The organism is Actinacidiphila sp. DG2A-62, assembly GCF_035825295.1.
Classification (GTDB): domain Bacteria; phylum Actinomycetota; class Actinomycetes; order Streptomycetales; family Streptomycetaceae; genus Actinacidiphila.
The window spans coordinates 288,036-309,304 of record NZ_JAYMGI010000002.1 but is presented as its reverse complement, the minus strand read 5'-3'; the positions used below and the strand labels follow the sequence as shown (position 1 = coordinate 309,304).

Sequence of the window (21,269 nt, the reverse complement as noted above, 5' to 3'; positions counted from 1 at the left end):
GGTGTCCGCAACGGGAACAACGCCGCTGTCGGCCATTCAGGTCATCCGGACCCGCACATTCATCCCATCGGGTGAGGACGACGTGCCAGTGTTCGTCCGCTTCCGGTAGAGGGCCGTGCGACCGGGAGCCCGCGCCCGCGACCCCGTCAGGCCGCGGTGCCCTCCACGGCCACCGGCTGCCCGGTGAACGCGTGCCGCTCCACGTGGTCGCGCGCCGCGGCGAGCGCCGCGGATATCTCCCTGGTCCCCGTCGACACGCACAACGTGTAGACGGTGTCCTGCAGTTCGCGCTCCAGTCGCGGTCCCGCCCCGTCGCCCCGCTCGGCGGCGGCCCGGAGAGTCTCGTAGCGTTCGAGCAGCGTGCGCAGTACGGTCGGGTGGGCCATCAGCATCGCGGCAGACTCCTTGCGACTGGGTCGGGGATTCGAAGCGCGCCTGCCCGGCGGACGCGGGTCCATGCACGCTGCATCCGAATTTCTTTCCCGCCCCGGGATTCGCCGTCCTCCCGCCGCCCGGCGCCCCGCGTCCACCGCCCGCGTGACGCCGGATCAGCCTCCGGACCACACCGCCGGATCAGTCGATGCCGCGCAGGATGTGGGTCTCCGTCGGATCGTCCTCGTAACCGGCGAGCCGGATCGGGGCGCACCGGGACCAGGCGTCGAAGGGACGCTCATGGTCGGTCAGGGGACCGGCGTCGGCGGCGCGTTCGGCCGCCTCTTCCTCGCGTGTGAGCTGGTCGGATGACACCGCGCACTCCTTAACGTCGCGTGGCCCGGAAACGCCGGACGCGGCCGTGTCGTCCGCGCCGTCGTGCCCGGGCGGGTCTGCTCCCCGGAGGGTCCGGGGGATTCCTCGGTCGGGCGAAGCGGACGCGGTGGCGCCGTGGGCGCCCCGTGCCGCACGGGCGGCGGCGGGGCGGTGCCGGAAGCGCGGCCGTGGTGGCGACTCGTTCCGGGACGGGCTCCAGGGGTCCGCAGCGGTCGCATGCCGTCCCCGGGAGCCGGTTCGTCCCGCACAGCGTATGCCGGGGCGCACCCCGTCACCAGCCGGTTTTCCGCCCCGGCCGGCCACCCGGCGGCCGGCGCGCGGGGCCCGGTTGCTACGGTTTCCCGTGCTCAACAGCGAGAAGGACCACAGGCCCGGGGCCCGGCGCGCCCGGCCGGGCGTTGGGCCGTCCGGGTCACCGCGGGCCCGCGCGGCCGAGCGCTCCTCCCGGGCGGCCAGGATGCTCGCCGACATCACCCCGCTGCGCGAGCACCCCGACTTCCGGCGGCTGTGGTGCGGCAACACCGTGTCGTACCTGGGCCAGCAGATGACCGCGATGGCCGTCGCGCTCCAGGTCTACGCGATCACCGGGTCGAGCTTCTACGTCGGCCTGGTCGGCCTGTGCTCCCTCGTCCCGCTGATCGTGTTCGGGCTCTACGGCGGCGCGGTCGCCGACGTCGTGGACCGGCGCAGGCTGGGCCTGGTCAGCGCCTTCGGCGCGACGTTGCTCTCCGGCGCGCTGGCCGCCGTGGCCATCGCCGACCTGCGGTACGTGGGGGTGCTGTACGCGATCGTCGCCCTGCAGGCGGTGTGCTTCGCGATGAACTCGCCCGCGCGCTCCGCGATGATCCCCCGGCTGCTGTCGGCCGAGCAGCTCCCGGCGGCGAACGCGCTCGCGTCGCTGGCCGGCGGCGTGGGGCAGATGGCCGGGCCGATGCTCGGCGGCGTCTTCGTCGGCCTGTGGGGCTACCAGGCGGCGTACCTGATCGACGTGGCGGCGTTCACCGCCTCGCTGTACGCGATGTGGCGGCTGCCCGCGATGCTGCCCGGCGACGGGGAGGCGGGCGACGAAGGCACAGGCGACGAAGCCACGGGTGCCGGCAAGGGCGCGGTCGGCGGCGCGGCGCGGAACGGGAACGGCGGGGCGCGGACCGGCGGCACGGCCACGGTCCGCCGCAGGCCGTCGGTGCTGGAGGGGCTGCGCTACCTCGCCTCGCGCCCCAACCTGCGCACCACCTTCGTCTCCGACCTGTGCGCGATGGTGCTGGCCCAGCCGCGCGTGCTCTTCCCCGCCGTCGCGGGACTCTGGTACGGCGGCGGCACCCGCACGGTGGGCCTGCTCGCGGCGGCGCCCGCGGTCGGCGCGCTGCTCGGCAGCGTCTTCTCCGGCTGGCTCGGCCGGGTCCGGCGCCAGGGCTTCGCGGTGCTGGTCGCCGTCGGCTCGTGGGGCGCGGCCGTCGCGGTCTTCGGGCTCACCCGCGACCTGCTGCTCGGGCTGCTCTTCCTGGCCGTCGCGGGCTGCGCGGACACGATCTCCATGGTGTTCCGCAACACCATGCTCCAGGCCGCCGCGCCCGACGACATGCGCGGCCGGCTCCAGGGCGTCTTCCTCGTCGTCGTGGTGGGCGGCCCCCGGCTCGGCGACTTCCTCGCCGGCTCCGCGGCCGACCTCTTCTCGCCCGCCGCGGCCGTCGTCGGCGGCGGACTCGCCTGCATCGCCGCGATCGTCCTCGTCGGCGTGCTTCAGCGCGGGTTCGCGTCCTACACCGCGCGCCGCCCGGTCGCCTGAACCCGGCGCCGGGCCGGGACACGCGGGAGGCCGGGGGAGGGAACGGTCTCAGGTCAGCGGACCGACGTACACCCAGCGGCCGTCCTCGCGGGCGAACCGGCTGTTCTCGTGCTGCTCACCGGAACGTCCGCCGACCCGGTAGCGCGCGGTGAACTCGACCGTGCCCTCGGTGTGGAACGCGGAACCGCCGGTCGAGCCCAGCACATCCAGCCCGGTCCAGCGCACGCCGCGGTCCAGCTCCAGGTCGGGCGGGTCGCCGCCGCCCAGGTCCGCAGCAGGTACGCCGCGTCGCCCACGGCGAAGGCCGCGTACCGCGACCGCATCAGCCGCTCCGCCGTGGGCGCCGCCGCCCGCCCGCTGTGGAAGGCGCCGCAGCACGCCGCGTACGCCTCGTCCAGCCCGCACGGACACGCGGCCGAACCGTCCGTCCCGGACGGCGGGGCCGCCGCGGACGAGCCGGACGGCACGCGGGCACCGCCGGCCGGGCGGGCAGGGCGCTTGGCACGTCTCACCATCCCCCGATTCTGCCCGACCCCCGGGCCCGCCCCGGCGCGGACCCCGCGGCCGCGAGCCCCTGGCCCCGGGCGTGCGCTCGCGCGGGCGACCCGGCGCGCGGCGGCGGCGCGCGCATCCGGGTCCGCCGGACGGGAGGCACCCGTTCGGCGGAAAGCCGGGTTTCCTCCGGCCCGGTCCGGAAATGCGCTGACCATGGCGCACACCGGGTCGGTGACGGACCGCGGGCGCGGGCCGCGTGCGGGGGCCCGCCTCCGGGGCGTCCGGGCACGGCGGCCCCGTCGGCCCGGCCACCGGCGCGCGCCCTGCCCGTACCCGCGGCCGGTACAGCGGCCCGCACCGCCGCACCGCACCCCGCACGCACTCCGGAAGGAACCGTCGTGAGCACTCCGCAGGACCAGTCACCGATCCCGACGCCCACCCCCTCCCAGGCGTCGGAGCAGCCGGCCGACCCCGCCGCGCAGGTCGCGGTCACGCTCGCGAGCTGCGCCACCGACGACGCGCGGGCGATCTTCGCGGCGTTGCACACCACGTTCCCCGCCGACCGCGCGCCCGGCGACAAGCCGTCCGACGAGGAGGGCGAGGGCCACGTGGTGTGGGCCGCGACCTTCGACGTCTCGCGCACCCTCGGGCTGCCCGGCCCGGCCCGGCTGAGCGAGCCGGTCACCCTCACCGCGCAGGGCGGCTACCGCGCGGTGGACCGCCTCCGCGAGGGCCTCGCCGAGGCGTTCTCGGTACGCGTCGTCGGCACGGCCTCCGGCGACCAGGAGGAAGAGGTGCAGCTCCGGCTCGACAACCAGTGAGCGGCCGGCGACCGTCCGGCCCTCGACGCCGGCGCGTCGCCGGCGTCACGGCGGCGCCGCCCCGCGGACCGCGGCGGGGCGGCTGAAGACCGCCTCGCGGGCCGCGCCCAGCGCTGTCGCGACTGCGCCGACGCGCGCCCAGCGCTGTCGCGACTGCGCCGACGCGCGCCCAGCGCTGTCGCGACTGCGCCGACGCGACAGCGCCGTCATGACCGTGTCGACGTGCCCAGCAGCACCGAGTCCTCGCCCGGCGCGCCGGCCGCCACGCGCGGTCGGGGCGCGGGTTGGGGGCGGTCGCGGATCGGGGCGTCCACCGTGCGCACCTCATCGAGTGGTCCCCGGCCCGGCTGGCGCTCGGCCTGATCGCGTACGCGCTGTGGTCGCGCCACGGGAGGCGTGGCCGTTGGGGCCCGAGGAGATCTCCGAGGGGTACCTGACCTGACCGGCGCCGACCCGGAGGCGGAGGGGGAGGGGAGGCGCGGGCGCCTTTGGTGTGAGGCGGGGGCCGGCGCGGCGGCGGGCCCGGCCATGTCACGGTCCGGGCGTCAGGCGGACCCCGCGCGCTCGCGCACCGAATCCGCGGCGTCCTTGCCCAGGGCGACCCGGACCAGGGCCGCGGCGAGCACCTCGGGAGGCGCGTCGGGCGCGGCGCGGCGCAGTTTCGCCGGGTCGTCCGGCAGGCCGAGGCGGCGCGCGCCGTCCAGCGCCTTGGCGTCGAGATACGGCGCGATGTGCGGCCACACGCCCTGGACCTCGCGCAGGAAGATGTCCGCGCCGGTCGGGCCGACGCCGGGGAACCGCGTCAGCTCCTCGCGCAGCGCCCGCACGTCGTCCCCGGCCCGCTCGTGCATCCGGCGCAGGTCGCCGCCGTACTCGCGGGCGGCCAGTTCGGCGCCCTCGCCCAGGCGGGTCGCGGTGCTCTCGTCATAGCGCCGGTAGCCGCCGCGGCCCAGCGCGTCGACCCGCTGCTGCCAGGTCGCCCGCGCCATCGACGCCGGGTCGCGCATTCCCGCCTCGCTCAGCTCGCGGGCCGCGGCCATCGCGATGTCCGCGCGGATCCGCGTGCTCAGCAGGTCGGCCAGGACGAGCAGCCGGTACAGCGGCTGCGGCGTGTCGCGCAGCCGGATGCCGGCCTCGTCGGCGTAGGTGCGTCCGCACTCGTCGAGGAGCGCCGTCACCACGGCGCGCTGTGTGGGGGCCATGCCGATTCGCCTCCGTCGCCAGGGTCTCTCGCGGGCGGTGCCGGCGCCGGTTCTCCGGCGCGGCGCTGACCTGTGCCCGCGCCGACCGGTGCCCGCGGCGGTCTGTGCCGGCGCCGACCTGCGCCGGCCGCTGTTCGCGGCGAGGACGCGGGTACCCGGGGGCAGGAGGCGTATGCGTGACGGTCAGCCGCCGCCGTGCGCGGCCCGCACGGTCGCGACCGTGTCGGCCTCCGACGGCTTCTTGTCCTCGCGGTAGCGGATGACACGGGCGAACCGCAGGGTCAGGCCGGCCGGGTAGCGGGGCGAGGTCTGCACGCTGTCGTAGGCGATCTCCACCACCAGCTCCGGGCGGACCGTCACCGTATAGCCGTCGTCGGCGACCGCGAGCGCGCCCAGCCGTTCGGTCTGCCAGTCCAGCAGCGCGTCGGTCAGCCCTTTGAAGGTCTTGCCGAGCATCACGAAGGAACCGTCCTCGTCACGCGCCCCCAGATGCAGGTTGGACAGCTTTCCGGCGCGCCGCCCGTGGCCGCGCTCGACCGCCAGCACCACCAGGTCCAGCGTGTGCACCGGTTTCACCTTCAACCAGGACGCGCCCCGCCGGCCCGCGGCGTACGGGCTCGCCGCTCCCTTGACCACCACGCCCTCGTGGCCGCGGTCGAGCGTACGGCTGAAGAAGCCGGCCGCGGCCGTCACCTGCTCGGTGTCCCCCGGATCGGCCACGGCCAGCCGCCGCACCCGCAACTCCTCGGGCACCAGGCGGATCAGCTCCTCGACGCGCCGGGCGTACGGCGCGTCGAGCAGGTCGCGGCCGTCCACCGACAGCACGTCGAAGAAGACCGGCCGCAACGGCAGCGCCCGCGCCGCCGCGACGACGTCCAGGCGCGAGCCCACCCGGCCCGCGGTCTGCTGGAACGGCCGCGGCCGCCCCGCGTCGTCGAAGGCCAGCACCTCGCCGTCCAGGATGAACCGCTCGGCCGGCAGCCCGGCCGCCGCCGCGGCGACCTCCGGCAGCCGCGCCGTGACGTCGTCCAGCGTCCGGGTGAACACCCGCACCGCGCCCGGCTCCCGGTGCACCTGCACCCGGATGCCGTCCAGCTTCTCCTCCACCGCGCACGGCCCGAGCTTGGCGACCGCCTCCTCGACGCTCTTCGCGCTGCTCGCCAGCATCGGCTGCAGCGGCCGGCCCACCGTCATGGCGAACTCGCCGAGCGCGGCCGGTCCGCGGGCCAGCAGCGCGCGGGCCACCGGCTCCAGAGCGCCGGCCAGCATCACCGCCCGGCGCACCTCCGCGGGCGGCGCCGCCGTCGCCGCGGCCAGGCCCTCCACCGCCGCCGCGTCCAGCGCGCCCTGCCGCACCTCGCCGGTGAGCAGACCGAGCAGGTACTTCTGCTCGCGTTCGGTGGCCGCTGCGAACAGCGACTGCAGCAGCGAGCGGCGGGCGGCCTGCGAGCCCGCGCCGGACAGCCCGCCCACCTCGGTGAGCGCCGCGTCCACGCCGCGGACGGTGAGCGACGGCTGCTCGGCGGGAGCGGCGCGGTCCCGCAGCGCCGCCCAGCCCACCCCGAGCCTGCCCTGCGGCAGCAGGCCGGCCAGGTAGGCGATGGCGATCGGCACGTCGTCGGGCTCGGCGGCCCGGAAGAAGTCGGCGAGCAGCGCGGTCTTGCGCGTCCGCGCGGAGGTCCTCGCAACCTCCGCGGACACCCTGGCCACATCGGCGAAGAGCATGCGTCCATCCTCCTGCGCGGCAGGCGTTTCCGCGCGGCCCGGCCCCGGCGGCGGGGACGTCCGGGCGTGACGGCCGGTCCGGAACCACTCGAATTCACTCGAAGTCACTCGAACGGGGAATCGAATGTACGTACGAGACTGGGCTAGGCTGGCCGCATGAGCCATCAGCAATCGTCCATCTTCGCCACCGGAGCGCCGGGCCTCGGCGACCTGACCGCCGCATGCCGCACCCACCTCGGCCACGGCGCGTGGATAGACGTCCTGCCCGGCTGGCTCTCCGGCTCCGACGACGTCTACGAGGACTTGGCGGAGCACGTCCCCTGGCGCGAGGAGCGCCGCCGGATGTTCGACGACGTGGTCGCGGTGCCGCGGCTGCTGGCTCATTACGGGGAGGGCGAGCCGCTGCCGCACCCGGTGCTGGCCGAGGCGCGCGAACGCCTCAGCGCGCACTATGCCGAGGAGCTGGGCGAGCCCTTCACCACGGCCGGACTCTGCCACTACCGCGACGGCCGCGACAGCGTCGCCTGGCACGGCGACCGCATAGGCCGCGGCGGCACCCATGACACGATGGTCGCGATCGTGTCCCTCGGCGCCCCCAGACCCCTGGTGCTGCGCCCCCGAGGGGGCGGCCCGACGGCCGTCCGGCAGCCGCTCGGCCACGGCGACCTCATCGTCATGGGCGGCTCCTGCCAGCGCACCTGGGACCACGCCGTGCCCAAGACGCGTGCCGAGGTGGGCGGACGGATCAGCGTGCAGTTCCGCACCCGCGGGGTGCGCTGAGCCGGTCGCGTGCCTCGGGGCAGTGGGGGAGGGCTTCCGGGGTAGGCGTGCGGGCATGACGGACAGCAAGGGCCCGGCCGGGGCCGACACGGGGCGGCACGAGACCGAGGAGGAGCGGGCCGACCGCCGCTGGGGCGACCTGCTCCAGGAACTGCGCGTCGCCCAGACCGGCGTGCAGATCCTGTTCGGATTCCTGCTGACGGTGATCTTCCAGCAGCGCTTCACCTCGCTGTCGGACACCGACCGGCATCTCTACGTCGTCACGGTCGTCCTCGGCGCGGCCACCACCGGGGCGCTGGTCGGCCCGGTCGCCATGCACCGGCTGCTGACCGGCCGCAAGCTCAAGCCCGAGACGGTCGTCTGGGCCTCCCGGCTCACCGTCCTCGGCCTGCTCCTGCTGCTGTGCACCATGGCGTGCTCGCTGCTGCTCGTGCTGCGCGTGGCGATGGCCGACACCGGTGCCGCGTGGCTGGTCGGCGGGGTGGTGGCGTGGTTCGTGCTGTGCTGGTCCGTGGTCCCCCTGTGGGCCAGGCACCGCAGCGGGCCCGGCGCGCGCTGAGCCGCGAGATCGCGCCGGTCCGGCCGGTCCGGGCCGGTCCGTGGGTCCGCGGGCCCACGGACCGGCCGGGGCCACGCCGACGGGCGTGCGCGGCGGATGCGTGCCCATGATGGAGGGGGCGGGGGACGGCCGGTCCGGTGGACCCGGGACGGCGTCCGTTTCCGCCCGAAGGCCCCGGGTAGGCGACCGCCCGTACTCGGAAAAGGCGTCATTCACCCGGTTTCGACGCCGACGTCCGCGACAGCGCGAACGGCCGGATCCCGAAAGGACGTGAGAACCGTGCGCACCGCATTCCTGGTGGCCCCCGAGGGCGTCGAGCAGGTCGAACTGACCTCGCCCTGGCAGACCCTCGACGACGCGGGCGCGAACCCGCGGCTGGTGTCGACCTCCCCGGGCAGGATCCAGGCGTTCAACCACCTGGACAAGGCGGACACCTTCCCCGTCGACACCACCGTCGCCGGCACCTCCGCGGAGGACTTCGACCTGCTCGTGCTCCCCGGCGGCGTCGCCAACCCCGACTTCCTGCGCACCGACGAGGAGGCGGTCCGGTTCGTCCGGGCGTTCTTCGACGCCGGCAAGCCCGTCGCGGCGATCTGCCACGCGATCTGGATGCTGATCGAGGCGGACGTGGTGCGCGGCCGTACCCTCACCTCCTGGCCCAGCCTGCGGACCGACGTGCGCAACGCCGGCGGCACCTGGGTGGACGAGCGGGTGCGGATCTGCTCGGCGGGCCCGAACACGCTGATCACCAGCCGGAAACCCGACGACCTCGGCGCGTTCGGCGAGGCGATCCTCACCGAGACCCGCGCGGGCAGCGTCCGGAGCTGACCGGCATGAGCGACGGTCAGGACCCGGGCGGCGCCGACCGCGACGGCGCCGGCGGCGATCCGCGCGGCGGTTGGGGCGACGAGGTCTACCAGCCCGACGACAGCGAGATCCGCGAGGACGCGGGCCCGCTGGAGCCGGAGGACACGCTGCTGGACCGGGGCCTCGAGGAGGTGCTCGACGAGGGGTACTCACCGCCCGAACGGCCGTTCGCGGTCGAGGACACCGGCACCACCGCGGACGAGCAGCGCACCGGCGAGTCCCTCGACGCCCGGTTGCGCCGGGAGAACCCCGACGCCCGCCCGGTCGACGGCGACGGCCTCGGCGACGCCTCCGACACCGACGGCGAACTCCTGGACGCCGAGGTCGGCGACCGCCGCTCCGGCCGACTGGTCGGGCCGGACGAGGGAGCGCACTCCCGCGAGGAGGGCATGACCGGCGCGGACGTCGGCATCGACGGCGGCGCGGCCTCCGCGGAGGAGGCGGCGATGCACGTGGTGCCGGACCCGGTGGACGAGGGCTTCGCCGTGCCCCGCGGGGACCTGCCGCCGCCGCGGGACGGCCCCGGCCCCTGAACCCGGCCCGGTGGCCGGTCGTCCGGCCCGTCTTCCCGCCGGGCTCCCGCCCGGCGGACCGGAGCGGCCCGGGACGGGTCGCCCGGCGAGGAACCGGCGCGACGGCGGGGGAGGCGACGAGAACCACGGGCGGGCGGCCGCTCCGGCGGACCGCCCGCCCGGAGAACGAAGCGGAAGCGGAAGGAGCACGCGGGATGAGCGATGCAGGCGACTTCAGGAACCCGGGCGGCCGGCCCGGCCCGACCGCTCGGCGGCGGCGCCCACCAACACGGCCGTGCCGGACGCGCCGACGAACCACCCGCGGCGCGGACGTTTCCACTGGCCGCACCGCGGCGGACGGTCCGACCAGGACTCCGGGTCACGAAGCCCGGAACCCACCGGGGCGACCGAGGCGGGAGCGGCGGCGAGCCGGGCCGCCCGCGAACCGCTGAAGGTCCCCACCGGCCTCGGCGCGAGCCTGGCCACCTCCGGCGGACTGCTGCTCGCCATGGTCGAGGACGTCAGGATGCGCGGCGCCACCGAACCCGAGGATCTGCGCCCCCTCGCCGACACCTTCGCGCGCCACAACGCCGCGAAGGAGGCCACCGTCCGCAAGGCGCTCACCCGGCACGGCGCGCCGGAGAAACTGGTCGGCCGCGACCGCCACGAGGGCGAGCTGATCCAGGACATCCTGGACCGCGCGATCGTCGGCGGCCACCCCGAGGAGACCCGCGTCCTCACCATCGACGGCGCGCTCGCCCAGGCCTACCAGTACCTCTTCCACGAGCGCCGCGACCTCGTCACCGCCATCGAACGGCTCGTCCCGGCCGACGAGAGCGAGAGCCTCGCCGCGGCCTTCACCACGATCGCCAACCCCTGAGCCGCGCCCCCGCCGGCCACCGGAAGCAGCCCCCGACGGCGCGCAGGCCGCGGCCGGCCGGTGGTGTGACGCCGCGTCGTGAGCCGAGTGCGTGCGGGCGGGGTTGACGTCGCCGGAGCATCCTGGCTTGATGTGTGGCGGCCCGCCAGTGGGAGCGCTCCCATTTCGTTCCTGCGGACCGGGTCATCCCCCCACGTCCGGCGAAAGGGACCGTCCCGTGAAACGCCACCTCCTCCGATCACGCCCCCGCGCGGCGCACCCCCGCGCGCCACGACTGCGCGCGGTCGCCGCCGCGCTGGCCGCGGCCGCCGCCCTGGTGCTGCCGGTCACCGTCGCCCAGTCGGCGCACGCCGCCACCACGACCTGCCAGCCGCAGGACACCATCGCGGCCGGCGACTACACCATCCAGGCCAACGAGTGGAACTCGACCGCCCAGCAGTGCATCACGTACAACGGCGGCACCGCCTGGTCGATCGACACCGCGAACTTCAACCTGCCGACCAACGGCGCGCCCGCCACCTACCCCTCGATCTTCAAGGGCTGCCACTGGGGCGACTGCACGCCGAACAGCGGACTGCCGATCCAGGTGAGCAAGCTCGGCAGCGCCACCTCCTCGTGGAGCACCACACAGGTCGGCTCGGGCGCGTACGACGTCGCGTACGACCTGTGGATCAACTCCACGCCCACCACCGCCGGCCAGCCCGACGGCACCGAGATCATGATCTGGCTGAACAGCCGCGGCGGCGTGCAGCCGTTCGGCGGCAAGACCGGCACCTCCACCGCGGCGGGCCACTCCTGGGACGTGTGGACCGGCAACCAGACGTCCTGGAAGATCATTTCGTACGTCCTCCAGGGCGGCGCCACCTCCGTCTCCGGGCTCGACGTCAAGGCGCTGATCGACGACGCGGTCAGCCGCGGCTCGGTGAACCCGGCGCACTACCTGATCGACGCCGAGGCGGGCTTCGAGGTCTGGCAGGGCGGCCAGGGACTGGCCACCACGTCGTTCTCCTTCACCGCGGGCGCCGGCAGCGGCGGCGACCCGGGCGGCGACACCCAGGCCCCCTCCGCGCCGGCCGGCCTCACGGTCACCGGCACGACCGCCTCCTCCGCCTCGCTGTCGTGGTCGCCGTCCTCCGACAACGTCGGCGTCACCGGCTACGACGTCTACCGAGGCGGCCAGCTGGCCGGCACCGCCACCGGCACCTCCTTCACCGACACCGGGCTCGCCGCCTCGACCGCGTACACGTACACCGTCAAGGCCCGCGACGCGGCCGGGAACGCCTCCGCCGCCTCGTCCCCGGTGACCGCGACCACCACGGCCGGCGGCGGCAACCCGCCCGGCGACGGCGGGTGCACGGCCAGCTACCGGGTGTCCAGCGACTGGGGGTCGGGCTTCACCGCCGACGTCACGGTGACCAGCGGGACCACGGCGATCCACGGCTGGCGGGTCGGCTGGACCTACGCCGGCAGCCAGCACATCACCAACGCCTGGAACGCCACCGTCACCCAGTCGGGCAGCGCGGTCACCGCGGTCGACGCCGGCTACAACGGCAGCCTCGCCGCCTCCGCCTCCACGTCCTTCGGCTTCCAGGGCACCGGCTCCGGCGCGGTCCCGACGCTGACCTGCACGGCGAGCTGACGCCAGGCTCTCCACAGGCCCCGCGGCACGTTCGGCCTCCGGCCGGGGAAATCCGCTTGGCGCGGTCCCCGGCCGGACGCCATGCTGTGATCATGGCGCCCTCGTTCGACGACCTGGTGGCAGAGGCCGCGTCCGTGCCCGTCGAGGGCTGGGACTTCTCCTGGCTCGACGGCAGGGCGACCGAGCAGCGCCGTCCTGGGGCTACCAGCGGTCGATGGGGGAGCGGCTGGCCCTCGCGCGCGCCGCGCTGGACATCCAGACCGGCGGCGGCGAGGTGCTGGCCGGCGTGCCGGTGCTGCCGCCGCTGATGGCCGCGACCGAGTCCTGGCCGCCGAATCTCGCCAAGGCCACCGCCTTGCTGCACCCGCGCGGCGCGGTCGTGTTGGCCGACTCCGACGAGCCGCCGCTGCCTTTCGCCGACGCCGCCTTCGACCTCGTGGTCAGCCGCCACCCGGTGACCGTCTGGTGGCAGGAGATCGCGCGCGTGCTGCGGCCCGCGGGCACGTACTTCTCCCAGCAGGTGGGCCCGGCCAGCGTCTTCGAACTGGTCGAGTTCTTCCTCGGCCCGCAGCCCCCGGCGGTCAGGAGCGCCCGGCACCCCGACCGGGCCCGCGCCGGGGCCCGAGCGGCCGGCCTGGAGGTGCTGGACCTGCGGCTGGAGTCGCTGCGCACGGAGTTCCACGACATCGGCGCGGTGGTCTACTTCCTGCGCAAGGTCGTCTGGATGGTGCCCGGCTTCACCGTCGAAGCGTACCGGGAGCGCCTGCGCGACCTGCACGAGCTGATCGTGGCGCGGGGACCGTTCGTCGCGCACTCCACCCGCTTCCTGATCGAGGCGCGCAAGCCCGCCGTGTGAGGGGGTGCGCGACCCGTTCCACCGCAGACGCCGCGGGACGGCCGCGCGACGCTCCGTCATGACCACGGCGCGGCGGCTCGGCGGGTCCTGTTTGCGCCGCCCTCGTGCGGGCAGCCGCATCAACGACTTCGGGGGCGAACGGGACGAAGGACGTCGAGGTGAGAGACGTGGACATGTGGGACGAGGGGACCGGTGACGGGACGGCGGGAGATCGTCCCCCGATAGCGGACTACGACCACCTGCCCAAGGTCCTGGTGGAGAGCCGGGCCGCGCGGATGCCGCGCGAGCAGGTCGAGGCGCTGTTGCGCTACGAGAGCGCGCACCGGGCGCGCACACCGGTGATCCGCGCGCTGCGGTCCCGGCTGCACGAGATCGAGGACGGCGGCAGGCGGCAGAAGGCGGTCGGCGGCTACGGCCCGCCGAGGCTGCCCAGGCAGCCGGCCCAGGTCGGCACGCCCGTCCGCCGCGCGGGATAGGGCGGGGACGTCCACGAGGCCGCGGGGACCGTCACCGCGGAAAGCGTCGAGGAGCGGAGTGAGACACCATGCGCGCAACCGTCTGGCACGGCAAGCGGGACGTCAGGGTGGAACACGTGCCCGACCCCGCCATCCAGGAGGACACGGACGCGGTCATCCGCGTCACCTCCTCCGGACTGTGCGGATCCGACCTGCACCTCTATGAGGTGCTCACGCCCTTCATGACCCCGGGCGACATCCTGGGGCACGAGCCGATCGGCGTCGTCGAGGAGACCGGCTCCGCGGTGACGAACCTGAAGGCAGGGGACCGGGTCGTGGTCCCGTTCCAGATCGCCTGCGGCTCGTGCTGGATGTGCAGCCGCGGCCTGCCCACGCAGTGCGAGACCACCCAGGTCACCGAGCACGGCATGGGCGCCCGGCTGTTCGGCTACACCAAGCTGTACGGAGCGGTGCCCGGCGCCCAGGCGGAGTACCTGCGGGTGCCACAGGCCCAGTTCGGCCCGATCAAGGTGCCCGAGGGCCCGGCCGACGACCGCTTCGTCTACCTCTCCGACGTGCTGCCCACGGCGTGGCAGGCGGTGAAGTACGCCGACGTGCCGCGGGACGGCACGCTGGTCGTGCTCGGCCTCGGGCCGATCGGCGCGATGAGCTGCCGGGTCGCCCGCCACCTGGGCGCCGGACAGGTCATCGGCGTGGACCTGGTCCCCGAGCGGCTGGAGCGCGCCCGTCGGGACGGTGCGACCGTCCTGGACCTGCGCGACTTCGAGTCGCCGGAGAAGCTGACCGAGGCGGTCAGGGACATGACCGACGGGCGCGGCGCGGACAGCGTGGTCGACGCGGTCGGCACCGAGGCCCACGGCAGCGCGGTCGCCAAGCTCGCGCAGACCGCCGCCGGGCTGCTGCCCGCCTCGTGGGGCGAGAAGCTCACCGCCACCGCGGGCGTCGACCGGCTGGCCGCCTTCGACCTCGCGGTGCGCCTGGTGCGGCGCGGCGGCACCCTCTCGATCAGCGGCGTCTACGGCGGCGCCGCCGACCCGATGCCGATGCTGACCTTGTTCGACAAGCAGATCCAGCTGCGCATGGGCCAGGCCAACGTCCGCCGCTGGAGCGACGAGATCCTGCCGCTGCTCACCGACGACGACCCGCTCGGCGTCGACGAGTTCGCCACCCACCGGATGCCGCTGGACAGCGCGCCGGACGCGTACGCGATGTTCCAAAAGAAGGAGGACGGCGCGATCAAGGTGCTGTTCCAGCCCTGACCGCCGGTCCCGACCGACCGCCGTCGAGCCCGGACCGGGCCGGCCGAGCGCGGGCGCGGGCACGGCCCCGGTGCCACGGATCGCCGGCCGCTCCCGCCCGCCACGAGTCACGGAGGCGCCATGACGAGCACAGCAACCCACCGGGGCAGCGGGGCGGTTCGGCGGCGTACGCCGTTGGCCGGAGAGTCCCTCGACGGCCTGTCCGCGGTGGTCACCGGAGGCTCCCGCGGCCTCGGCCTGCTCATCGCGGGCGAACTCGCCGCGCAGGGCTGCGCGGTGACCGTCGCCGCGCGCGACCCCGCCGAACTCGACCGCGCCGCCGAGCAGATCCGTGACCGCGGCCCCGGAACCGTCCGCACCCAGGTGTGCGACGTCCGCGAACGCGAGGACGTGCAGCGGCTGCTGGACTCCACGGCCGAGGAGTGCGGCGGGGTGGACGTGGTGGTGGCGAACGCCGGCATCATCCAGGTCGCGCCGGTCGAGGCGCTCGGCGCCGAGGAGTTCGACGACACCATGCGGACAATCTTCGGCGGCGCGCTGCACACCTCGCTGGCCGCGCTGCCCCACCTGCGTCGCAGCGAGGCCGGCGGACGTCTGGCGCTGATCGGCTCGATCGGCGGGCTGCTCGCCGTGCCGCACCTGCTGCCGTACTCCTGCGGCAAGTTCGCGGTCGCGGCGCTCGCGGAGGGCCTGCACGCGGAGGAGGCCGCGCGCGGGGTGTCGGTGACCGCCGTGCACCCCGGCCTCATGCGCACCGGCTCGCACCTGCACGCGGAGTTCGGCGGCGACGAGGGCCGGGAGTTCGCCTGGTTCTCGGCGCTGGCCGGCACGCCGCTGGTGTCGATGGACGCACAGCGCGCGGCGTCGCGCATCGTCGGCGCCGTACGGCGGCGGCGCCCGCGTGTCGTGCTGACCCCCGCGGGCAAGGCGGCCGGCCTGCTGCACGGCATCGCCCCGGCGACCACGACCCGCCTCTCCGGCCTCGCCGCCCGCGCCCTGCCCGATGCCCCGCCCGCCGCCGGCACGGCGCCCGGCGGCGTGGTCGAGGGCCACGACGCGGCCCGCCGCCCCTCGGCCCACCCGGCCGGCCTCGCCGGCCGCGTCCGCGCTTGGGGCAGCGCCCTGAACGACAAGGCATCGGCGCGCCTCAACCAGCACGGGCCGCGTCCCGCGGACGGCGGCGCGGGGGAGGCCTGAGCCCTGATCGGCGGCGCGGCGGGCGTCGACGCGTGTGGGTGGGTGCTGCTAGCGGGCAGGGAAGGCGGCCCGCGCGGCGTTCCGGCGCTCGTGGCGGCCGGGACCGTACGCCGGGTCCCCGCCCTCCCCGCCGAGGGCTGCGTCAGGGCGCACGGCAAGAGGTGCGGCGTCCTGGTGTCGCACACCGCTGTCCAGACCCTCTGCGCGATTCCGGCCTCGGCGCCGAGGCCGGCGGGGGCCGGACCGGGACGGGGCCCGTGCCGCCGGTCCGGACGGCGTGGTTCCGGCCGTACGCGCGGGCGGGGGCGTCGCGGTGACCGGGACCGCCGCGATCCCGAGCCGGCCGCGCAGGCCCGAGGCCGCCCCGATCAGGGCGTCGCCCCCGGCCGGCGTACGGTCACGGCCGCGCCTCGGCGCCGGACACGGCGCCGTACGTGACGAGGCCGTAGGCCGGGTGTGGCAGGACGTCCGACAGCCAGTCGGCGGCGGACCAGGTGCGCGGATCGCTGATGCCGAAGCGCGCGACGGGCACGTCGCTGGCCGCCATGGCCAGCGCCCCGGTCACCGCCGCCCCGGCCCACCAGGGCAGCCGCACACCGGTCCGCCCCAGGGCCGCGCCGACCGCGCCCACCCCGCCGCCGACGGCGATGCCGCTCAGCGCTCCCAGCCCGCTCAGCCGGGCCTCGCGCCGGTCGCCCGACCCGGGGACCGCGACGCCGGCCCGGTCCGCCATCGCGTCCACGACGCGCTCGGGGGTACTGCTGGACGGCCGGCCGCGCAGGGCCATGTCCGTGTAGGTCACCGTGTTCAACGCGGTCGTGCCGGCCGCTCCGGCCAGGACGCCGCGGGTGAGGGTTCGCATCATGCCGCTCGGGTGACCGGATCGTCCGTTCCCATGCGTGCCCGCGGGCCGCCGCTTGCGTCCGCGGGCGTCGCGAGCCGCCGCCGCGCGGGCGGCCCGGTGCCCGAGAGGCGCGGCCGGCACCCGTCCGTCCCTGCCGCGGGCCGGGCGACCGCCGGCGCGGGTTAGCGACCGCCGTGCCCCGGGAAGCCGTCGAACGAGGCGACGGCGCCGGCGACGTGCGCGGACGTGCGGCGCACGCCCGGCGGCGGGGCCCGGGAGAAGGAGGCGAGCGCGCGATGGCGGACCACGGCGGAAAGGGGCGGGGCGGCACGCACCCCCGTACGCACACCCGCGCACACCTGCGCGAGGAGGACGGGCACGACGCCTCGTACGCGGACCTCGCCGACCGGGCCGACCGGGCCGACCGGGCCGAGCGGTCCGTTCGGGCGGATCGGGCGGATCGGGAGCATCGGGCGGTGCGGAGTCCGGCGCTGGAGCCGGGAGCGCTCACCCAGCCCGCCGCCCTGCGCGACTACGCCCTGCTGGCCGACGGCGAGCGCGGCGCGCTCGTGGGGCCCGCCGGGGAGATCGTCTGGATGTGCGCGCCCCGCTGGGACAGCAGCGCGGTGTTCTCCGCGCTGATCGGCGGGCCCGGGCAGTACACGGTCGGTCCGGTCGGCCGCTTCGTCACCGGCGGCTACTACGAGGAGGGCGGCCTGGTCCACCGCAGCCGCTGGATCACGGGCGACGGCGTCGTGGAGTGCCGGGAGGCGCTGGCCTACCCGGGCGACCCGCACCGCGCGGTGCTGCTGCGCCGGGTGACCGCCCTGGACGCACCGGTGCGGATGCGCGTCCTGCTCGCCCCGGCCGCCGACTTCGGCGGTGGCGCGTTCGACGCGCCGCGCCGCGGGCCGGGCGGCGGGTGGACCGCACGTGCGGGAGACCTGCGGCTGCGCTGGAGCGGGGGCGACGACGCGGGCGCGGCCGCCGCGGACGGCGGGCCGGCCCTGACCGCGGAGTTCACCGTACGCCCCGGCGAGGACCGGGAGCTGGTGCTGGAGCTCTCCGACCGCGAGCTGCCCCGCGACGCGCCCGACCCGGCCCGGCTGTGGCACTCCACCGAACAGGCCTGGCGGCAGGCGGTGCCGCCGCTCGACACGGTGATCGCCCCGCGCGACGCGCGGCAGGCCCACGCCGTGATGCGCGGGCTGACCGGGACCTCCGGCGGCATGGTCGCCGCGGCCACCACCAGCCTGCCCGAGCGCGCCGAGGAGGGCCGCAACTACGACTACCGCTACGTGTGGATCAGGGACCAGTGCTACGCCGGCCAGGCGGCGGCAGCGGCCGGCGCGCTCCCGCTGCTGGACGACGCGGTGCGCTTCGTGACCGCGCGCGTGCTCGACGACGGCCCCGGGCTGGCCCCCGCGTACACCGTCGACGGGCGCGGCGTCCCCGACCAGCGGCGGCTGGACCTGCCGGGCTACCCCGGCGGCTTCGACCGCGTCGGCAACCGCGTCAACCGGCAGTTCCAGCTCGACGCCTTCGGCGAGGTCCTGCTGCTCCTGTCGGCCGCCGCCCGCCTCGGCCGGCTGGACGGCGACGGACGCAGGGCGGCGCGGGTCGCCGCGGAGGCGGTACGGGACCGGTGGACCGAGCCGGACGCCGGGGTGTGGGAGCTGGACCCGCGCAACTGGGCGCACAGCAGGCTGACGTGCGCGGCCGGTCTGCGCGCGGCGGCCAGGGCCTGCGCGCCGGTCCGACTGGCCACCGGCTGGGACGCGCTCGCGGACGCCCTCACCGCCGCCTGCGCCGACGACTGCACGCACCCGTCGGGCCGCTGGCAGCGTTCACCCCAGGACCCGGGGCTGGACGCCGCGCTGCTGCTGCCGCCGCTGCGCGGCGCACTGCCCGCCGACGACCCGATGACGGTCGCGACGCTGCGCGCCTACGTCGAGCAGCTGACCGAGGACCACTTCGCCTACCGCTTCCGCCACGACGACCGCCCGCTCGCCCAGGCCGAGGGCGCTTTCGTGCTGTGCGGCTTCGTGGTGGCCCTGGCCGAGCACCAGCAGGGCCGCACCGCGTCGGCACTGCGCTGGTTCGAGCGCAACCGGGCCGCCTGCGGGAGCGCCGGACTGTTCGCCGAGGAGTACGACGTGGCGCAGCGCCAGCTGCGCGGCAACCTGCCGCAGGCGTTCGTGCACGCGCTCATGCTGGAGTGCGCCGCGCGCCTGGCCGAGCCGTGGCCGGGCTGACGGCGGGACGCCCCCGGACCACGGAGGCGCGAAGGAATGCGAGGCCCGCGGCAGCACGAGCGCGCGAGGCAGTGCGAGGCCGCCCTCATCAGCCTCCATCAGCCCCCATGCCTGGCCCGTCACCGGGTAGGCGACCGGTGTCAGAGCCGGGGCCGGTACGCCCGCGGGGGAGGAAGTCCCGGCCGAACCCGTACCCGAGAGGGGTCCTCCAGATGTTCACGGCCATAGCCGACGTCCTCAGAGCGATCGGCGGCGCGATCGCCACCGTCGTCACGCTGCCCTTCCGCGCCCTGGCGCGGCTGTTCGGCGGCGCGTCCTCCTCCGCCCACGGGCACCATTGAGCGGGGGAGCGGACGACATGATCGAGTCCTCGCGCGGACATGTGACGCCCGACCTGCCGCCGGAGGTGGAGACGCCCGACCTGCCGGGGCAGGCCCCCACGCCCCGGGCCCCGGGCTCCGGCCGCACGTCCCGGAAGCAGCCCGCCCAGGCCGACGACCGGCGGGCGCCGACCGGGGAAGCCCGAGACGGGCGCGCCGGCTGAACCCGCGCCCACCGGACACCGCCGAACACTGCCCGCGCGCCGCACCCGACAGCGGCTCGCGGGACCCGGTGAGGCCCCGCAGGACGGCGGGCCGCGGCGCATGCGGGACCGGAGCGGGGGCAACCGACCTCTATGACGACTGTTCACGACGAACGGGAAATCGCGTTCGAGGGAACGGGGATCTTCGATCCGCGCGAGCTGCGGACGCTGCCGCACGTGGCACGGGTGCGCAAGGCCGCCCCCGAGGAACTCGACGCCGTCCACTACGACACCGCCGACCTGCGGCTGGCCCGGCGCGGCATCACCCTGCGCCGCCGCCGCGGCGGCCACGACGCGGGCTGGCACGTCAAACTGCCCGCCGGACAGGCCGAGCGCACGGAGCTGCAGGCACCGCCGCAGGACGACGAACCCGCCGCGGTGCCCGAGGAGTTGGCACGGCAGGTCGCGGCGTACACCCGCGGCGCCGGGCTCGTCCCGGTCGCCCACCTGCACACCCACCGGCGGCGCTATCTGCTGCTCGACCGCCGCGACCGCTGCCTGGCCGAGGTCGCGCTCGACGACGTGGCCGCGCAGACACTGGACCCCGGCGTGCCCGAGGCCGCGCCGGCCGGCGACGGGGCGACGTCCCCGCTCCCTGTCTCGACGGCCGAGGCGTCCTCGACGCCCCTGGCGTCCTCGCCGCCCGGAACCGCGGCGGACGCGGCCGGAAGCCGCACCCGCATCACCCAGTGGTCCGAGATCGAGGTCGAGTTGGCCGAGGGCGACGCGCGCGTGCTGCGCGGCGCCGCCCGCGGCCTGGACGCGGCGGGCTGGCGTCCGACGCCCTTCGCGCACAAGGTCGACCGCGCCCTCGCCGACGAACTCGCCGCCGCCCGCGCGGCGTTCGGACCCGAGGCCGAGCCGTTCGCGTCGCCGAAGAAGGGCTCGGCCGGTGAGGCGGTGCTGCGCCGTCTCACCGAGCAGCGCGACGCGCTGCTGCACGCCGACCCCGGGACGCGCGCCGACGAGCCGGACGCGCTGCACCGGATGCGGTCCGCCGCACGTCGGCTGCGCAACGCGCTGCGCGCCCACCGCCGGGTGCTCGACCGCACCAGGACCGATCCGGTGGCGCGCGAACTGAAGTGGCTGATCGGCGAGTTGGCGGCGGCGCGGGACCACGAGGTGCTGGCCGAGCGGCTGCCGCGGCAGGCCGCGAGACTGTGCGAGCAGGACGTGGCGCCGCGTCCGGCGCTCGCCGGCCTGGCGCAGCGGGTGCGCGCGCAGGAGGAGGCCGCCCACGACGCCGCCTGGCGCTCGGCCGTCCACGTCCTGGACGGGCCGCGGTACTTCGCCCTCCTCGACGCACTGGACGCGCTGGTCGCCGATCCGCCGCTGGGGCCCAAGGCCCGGCGGCCCGCAGCGAAGGAACTGCGCAAGGCCGCCGGCCGGGACCGCCGGCGGCTGGCCGAGCGCCTGTCGAAGGCCGAGCACGCGGCGCCGGGCACGGCGCGCGAGCAGGCGCTGCACGGGGTCCGCAAGGCCGTCCGCCGCTACCGGCACACCGCGGAGACCGCGCTGCCCTACGGCGGGAAGCGGGCGCGCCGGCTGGCGCAAGCACACGAAGGCGCTGCAGCAGCTGCTCGGCGAGCACCAGGACGCCGTGATCGCCCGCACGGCGCTGGTCGGCCTCGCGGACGACGCGCACCGCGAGGGCGCCGCCACCTTCGGGTACGGCCTGCTGCACGCCGCCGAGCGGGAGCGGCAGCGGGCGGCGCGTGAACGGCTGCCGAAGGCCGGCGCGCCTGCTCCGGCAAGCTCGCCCGCC

The 21,269-nt window shown here is 76.2% G+C and carries 20 protein-coding genes and 2 pseudogenes; 16 read left to right on the top strand and 6 right to left on the bottom strand.

Annotated features, from left to right (window positions below):
- Positions 1-146: 146 nt before the first annotated feature.
- Positions 147-392 carry a DUF5133 domain-containing protein gene (locus tag VSR01_RS01875; RefSeq protein WP_326447544.1) on the bottom strand — a complete coding sequence of 82 codons (246 nt, stop codon included), beginning with the start codon at positions 390-392 and terminating at the stop codon, positions 147-149.
- Between the two features lie 181 nt (positions 393-573).
- The gene (locus tag VSR01_RS01870; protein ID WP_326447543.1) at positions 574-747 is read right to left on the bottom strand and encodes a hypothetical protein; all 174 of its coding nucleotides are present in this window, start codon (positions 745-747) and stop codon (positions 574-576) included.
- Positions 748-1,225: 478 nt separating this feature from the next.
- Here VSR01_RS01870 and VSR01_RS01865 point away from each other — a divergent pair, with 478 nt between their 5' ends.
- Positions 1,226-2,554, top strand: a complete 1,329-nt coding sequence (locus tag VSR01_RS01865; RefSeq protein ID WP_326453448.1) for an MFS transporter — start codon at positions 1,226-1,228, stop codon at positions 2,552-2,554.
- 48 nt (positions 2,555-2,602) lie between these two features.
- Here VSR01_RS01865 and VSR01_RS01860 read toward each other — a convergent pair.
- Positions 2,603-3,069 (bottom strand): annotated as a pseudogene (locus VSR01_RS01860) (YchJ family protein).
- 378 nt (positions 3,070-3,447) lie between these two features.
- Here VSR01_RS01860 and VSR01_RS01855 point away from each other — a divergent pair.
- Entirely contained in the window at positions 3,448-3,870 is a 423-nt protein-coding gene (locus VSR01_RS01855) for a hypothetical protein (protein ID WP_326447542.1), read from the top strand.
- 545 nt (positions 3,871-4,415) lie between these two features.
- Here VSR01_RS01855 and VSR01_RS01850 read toward each other — a convergent pair.
- The gene (locus tag VSR01_RS01850) at positions 4,416-5,072 is read right to left on the bottom strand and encodes an endonuclease (protein ID WP_326447541.1); all 657 of its coding nucleotides are present in this window, start codon (positions 5,070-5,072) and stop codon (positions 4,416-4,418) included.
- A gap of 183 nt (positions 5,073-5,255) precedes the next feature.
- On the bottom strand, positions 5,256-6,797 hold the full coding sequence (locus VSR01_RS01845; protein ID WP_326447540.1) for an ATP-dependent DNA ligase: 1,542 nt from the start codon (positions 6,795-6,797) through the stop codon (positions 5,256-5,258).
- A gap of 156 nt (positions 6,798-6,953) precedes the next feature.
- On the opposite strand from VSR01_RS01845, the gene VSR01_RS01840 reads away from it, so the two are divergent.
- The 10 genes and pseudogenes from VSR01_RS01840 (at position 6,954) to VSR01_RS01795 (ending at position 15,822) form a co-directional block, all read left to right on the top strand.
- Positions 6,954-7,577 (top strand): alpha-ketoglutarate-dependent dioxygenase AlkB, encoded by a 624-nt coding sequence (locus VSR01_RS01840; protein ID WP_326447539.1) that lies wholly within the window; start codon positions 6,954-6,956, stop codon positions 7,575-7,577.
- Positions 7,578-7,632: 55 nt separating this feature from the next.
- The gene (locus tag VSR01_RS01835) at positions 7,633-8,136 is read left to right on the top strand and encodes a DUF6328 family protein (protein WP_326447538.1); all 504 of its coding nucleotides are present in this window, start codon (positions 7,633-7,635) and stop codon (positions 8,134-8,136) included.
- A 279-nt stretch (positions 8,137-8,415) separates the two neighbouring features.
- Entirely contained in the window at positions 8,416-8,964 is a 549-nt protein-coding gene (locus tag VSR01_RS01830; RefSeq protein WP_326447537.1) for a type 1 glutamine amidotransferase domain-containing protein, read from the top strand.
- A gap of 5 nt (positions 8,965-8,969) precedes the next feature.
- On the top strand, positions 8,970-9,536 hold the full coding sequence (locus VSR01_RS01825) for a DUF5709 domain-containing protein (RefSeq protein ID WP_326447536.1): 567 nt from the start codon (positions 8,970-8,972) through the stop codon (positions 9,534-9,536).
- Positions 9,537-9,810: 274 nt separating this feature from the next.
- Entirely contained in the window at positions 9,811-10,395 is a 585-nt protein-coding gene (locus VSR01_RS01820; RefSeq protein WP_326447535.1) for a hypothetical protein, read from the top strand.
- Positions 10,396-10,612: 217 nt separating this feature from the next.
- On the top strand, positions 10,613-12,034 hold the full coding sequence (locus VSR01_RS01815; RefSeq protein ID WP_326447534.1) for a GH12 family glycosyl hydrolase domain-containing protein: 1,422 nt from the start codon (positions 10,613-10,615) through the stop codon (positions 12,032-12,034).
- 92 nt (positions 12,035-12,126) lie between these two features.
- Positions 12,127-12,890, top strand: a pseudogene (locus tag VSR01_RS01810) (methyltransferase domain-containing protein).
- A 158-nt stretch (positions 12,891-13,048) separates the two neighbouring features.
- A complete protein-coding gene (locus VSR01_RS01805; RefSeq protein WP_326447533.1) occupies positions 13,049-13,366 on the top strand; it encodes a hypothetical protein in 318 nt (105 codons plus the stop codon).
- Between the two features lie 68 nt (positions 13,367-13,434).
- Positions 13,435-14,625 carry a zinc-dependent alcohol dehydrogenase gene (locus VSR01_RS01800; RefSeq protein ID WP_326447532.1) on the top strand — a complete coding sequence of 397 codons (1,191 nt, stop codon included), beginning with the start codon at positions 13,435-13,437 and terminating at the stop codon, positions 14,623-14,625.
- 120 nt (positions 14,626-14,745) lie between these two features.
- Positions 14,746-15,822: an SDR family NAD(P)-dependent oxidoreductase gene (locus VSR01_RS01795; RefSeq protein ID WP_326447531.1), complete on the top strand. Its 1,077-nt coding sequence runs from the start codon at positions 14,746-14,748 to the stop codon at positions 15,820-15,822.
- A 397-nt stretch (positions 15,823-16,219) separates the two neighbouring features.
- On the opposite strand, the gene VSR01_RS01790 is transcribed toward VSR01_RS01795, so the two are convergent.
- Positions 16,220-16,687, bottom strand: coding sequence for a hypothetical protein (locus VSR01_RS01790; RefSeq protein ID WP_326447530.1), 468 nt, complete (start codon positions 16,685-16,687; stop codon positions 16,220-16,222).
- Positions 16,688-16,962: 275 nt separating this feature from the next.
- On the opposite strand from VSR01_RS01790, the gene VSR01_RS01785 reads away from it, so the two are divergent.
- From VSR01_RS01785 to VSR01_RS01770, 4 genes are all read left to right on the top strand, one after another.
- Complete coding sequence (locus VSR01_RS01785) at positions 16,963-18,921, top strand: glycoside hydrolase family 15 protein (protein WP_326447529.1); 1,959 nt, start codon at positions 16,963-16,965, stop codon at positions 18,919-18,921.
- A 212-nt stretch (positions 18,922-19,133) separates the two neighbouring features.
- A complete protein-coding gene (locus VSR01_RS01780) occupies positions 19,134-19,262 on the top strand; it encodes an LPFR motif small protein (RefSeq protein WP_326447528.1) in 129 nt (42 codons plus the stop codon).
- A gap of 17 nt (positions 19,263-19,279) precedes the next feature.
- Positions 19,280-19,465 (top strand): hypothetical protein, encoded by a 186-nt coding sequence (locus VSR01_RS01775; protein WP_326447527.1) that lies wholly within the window; start codon positions 19,280-19,282, stop codon positions 19,463-19,465.
- A 132-nt stretch (positions 19,466-19,597) separates the two neighbouring features.
- A complete protein-coding gene (locus VSR01_RS01770; protein ID WP_326447526.1) occupies positions 19,598-21,223 on the top strand; it encodes a CYTH and CHAD domain-containing protein in 1,626 nt (541 codons plus the stop codon).
- Positions 21,224-21,269: the final 46 nt, after the last annotated feature.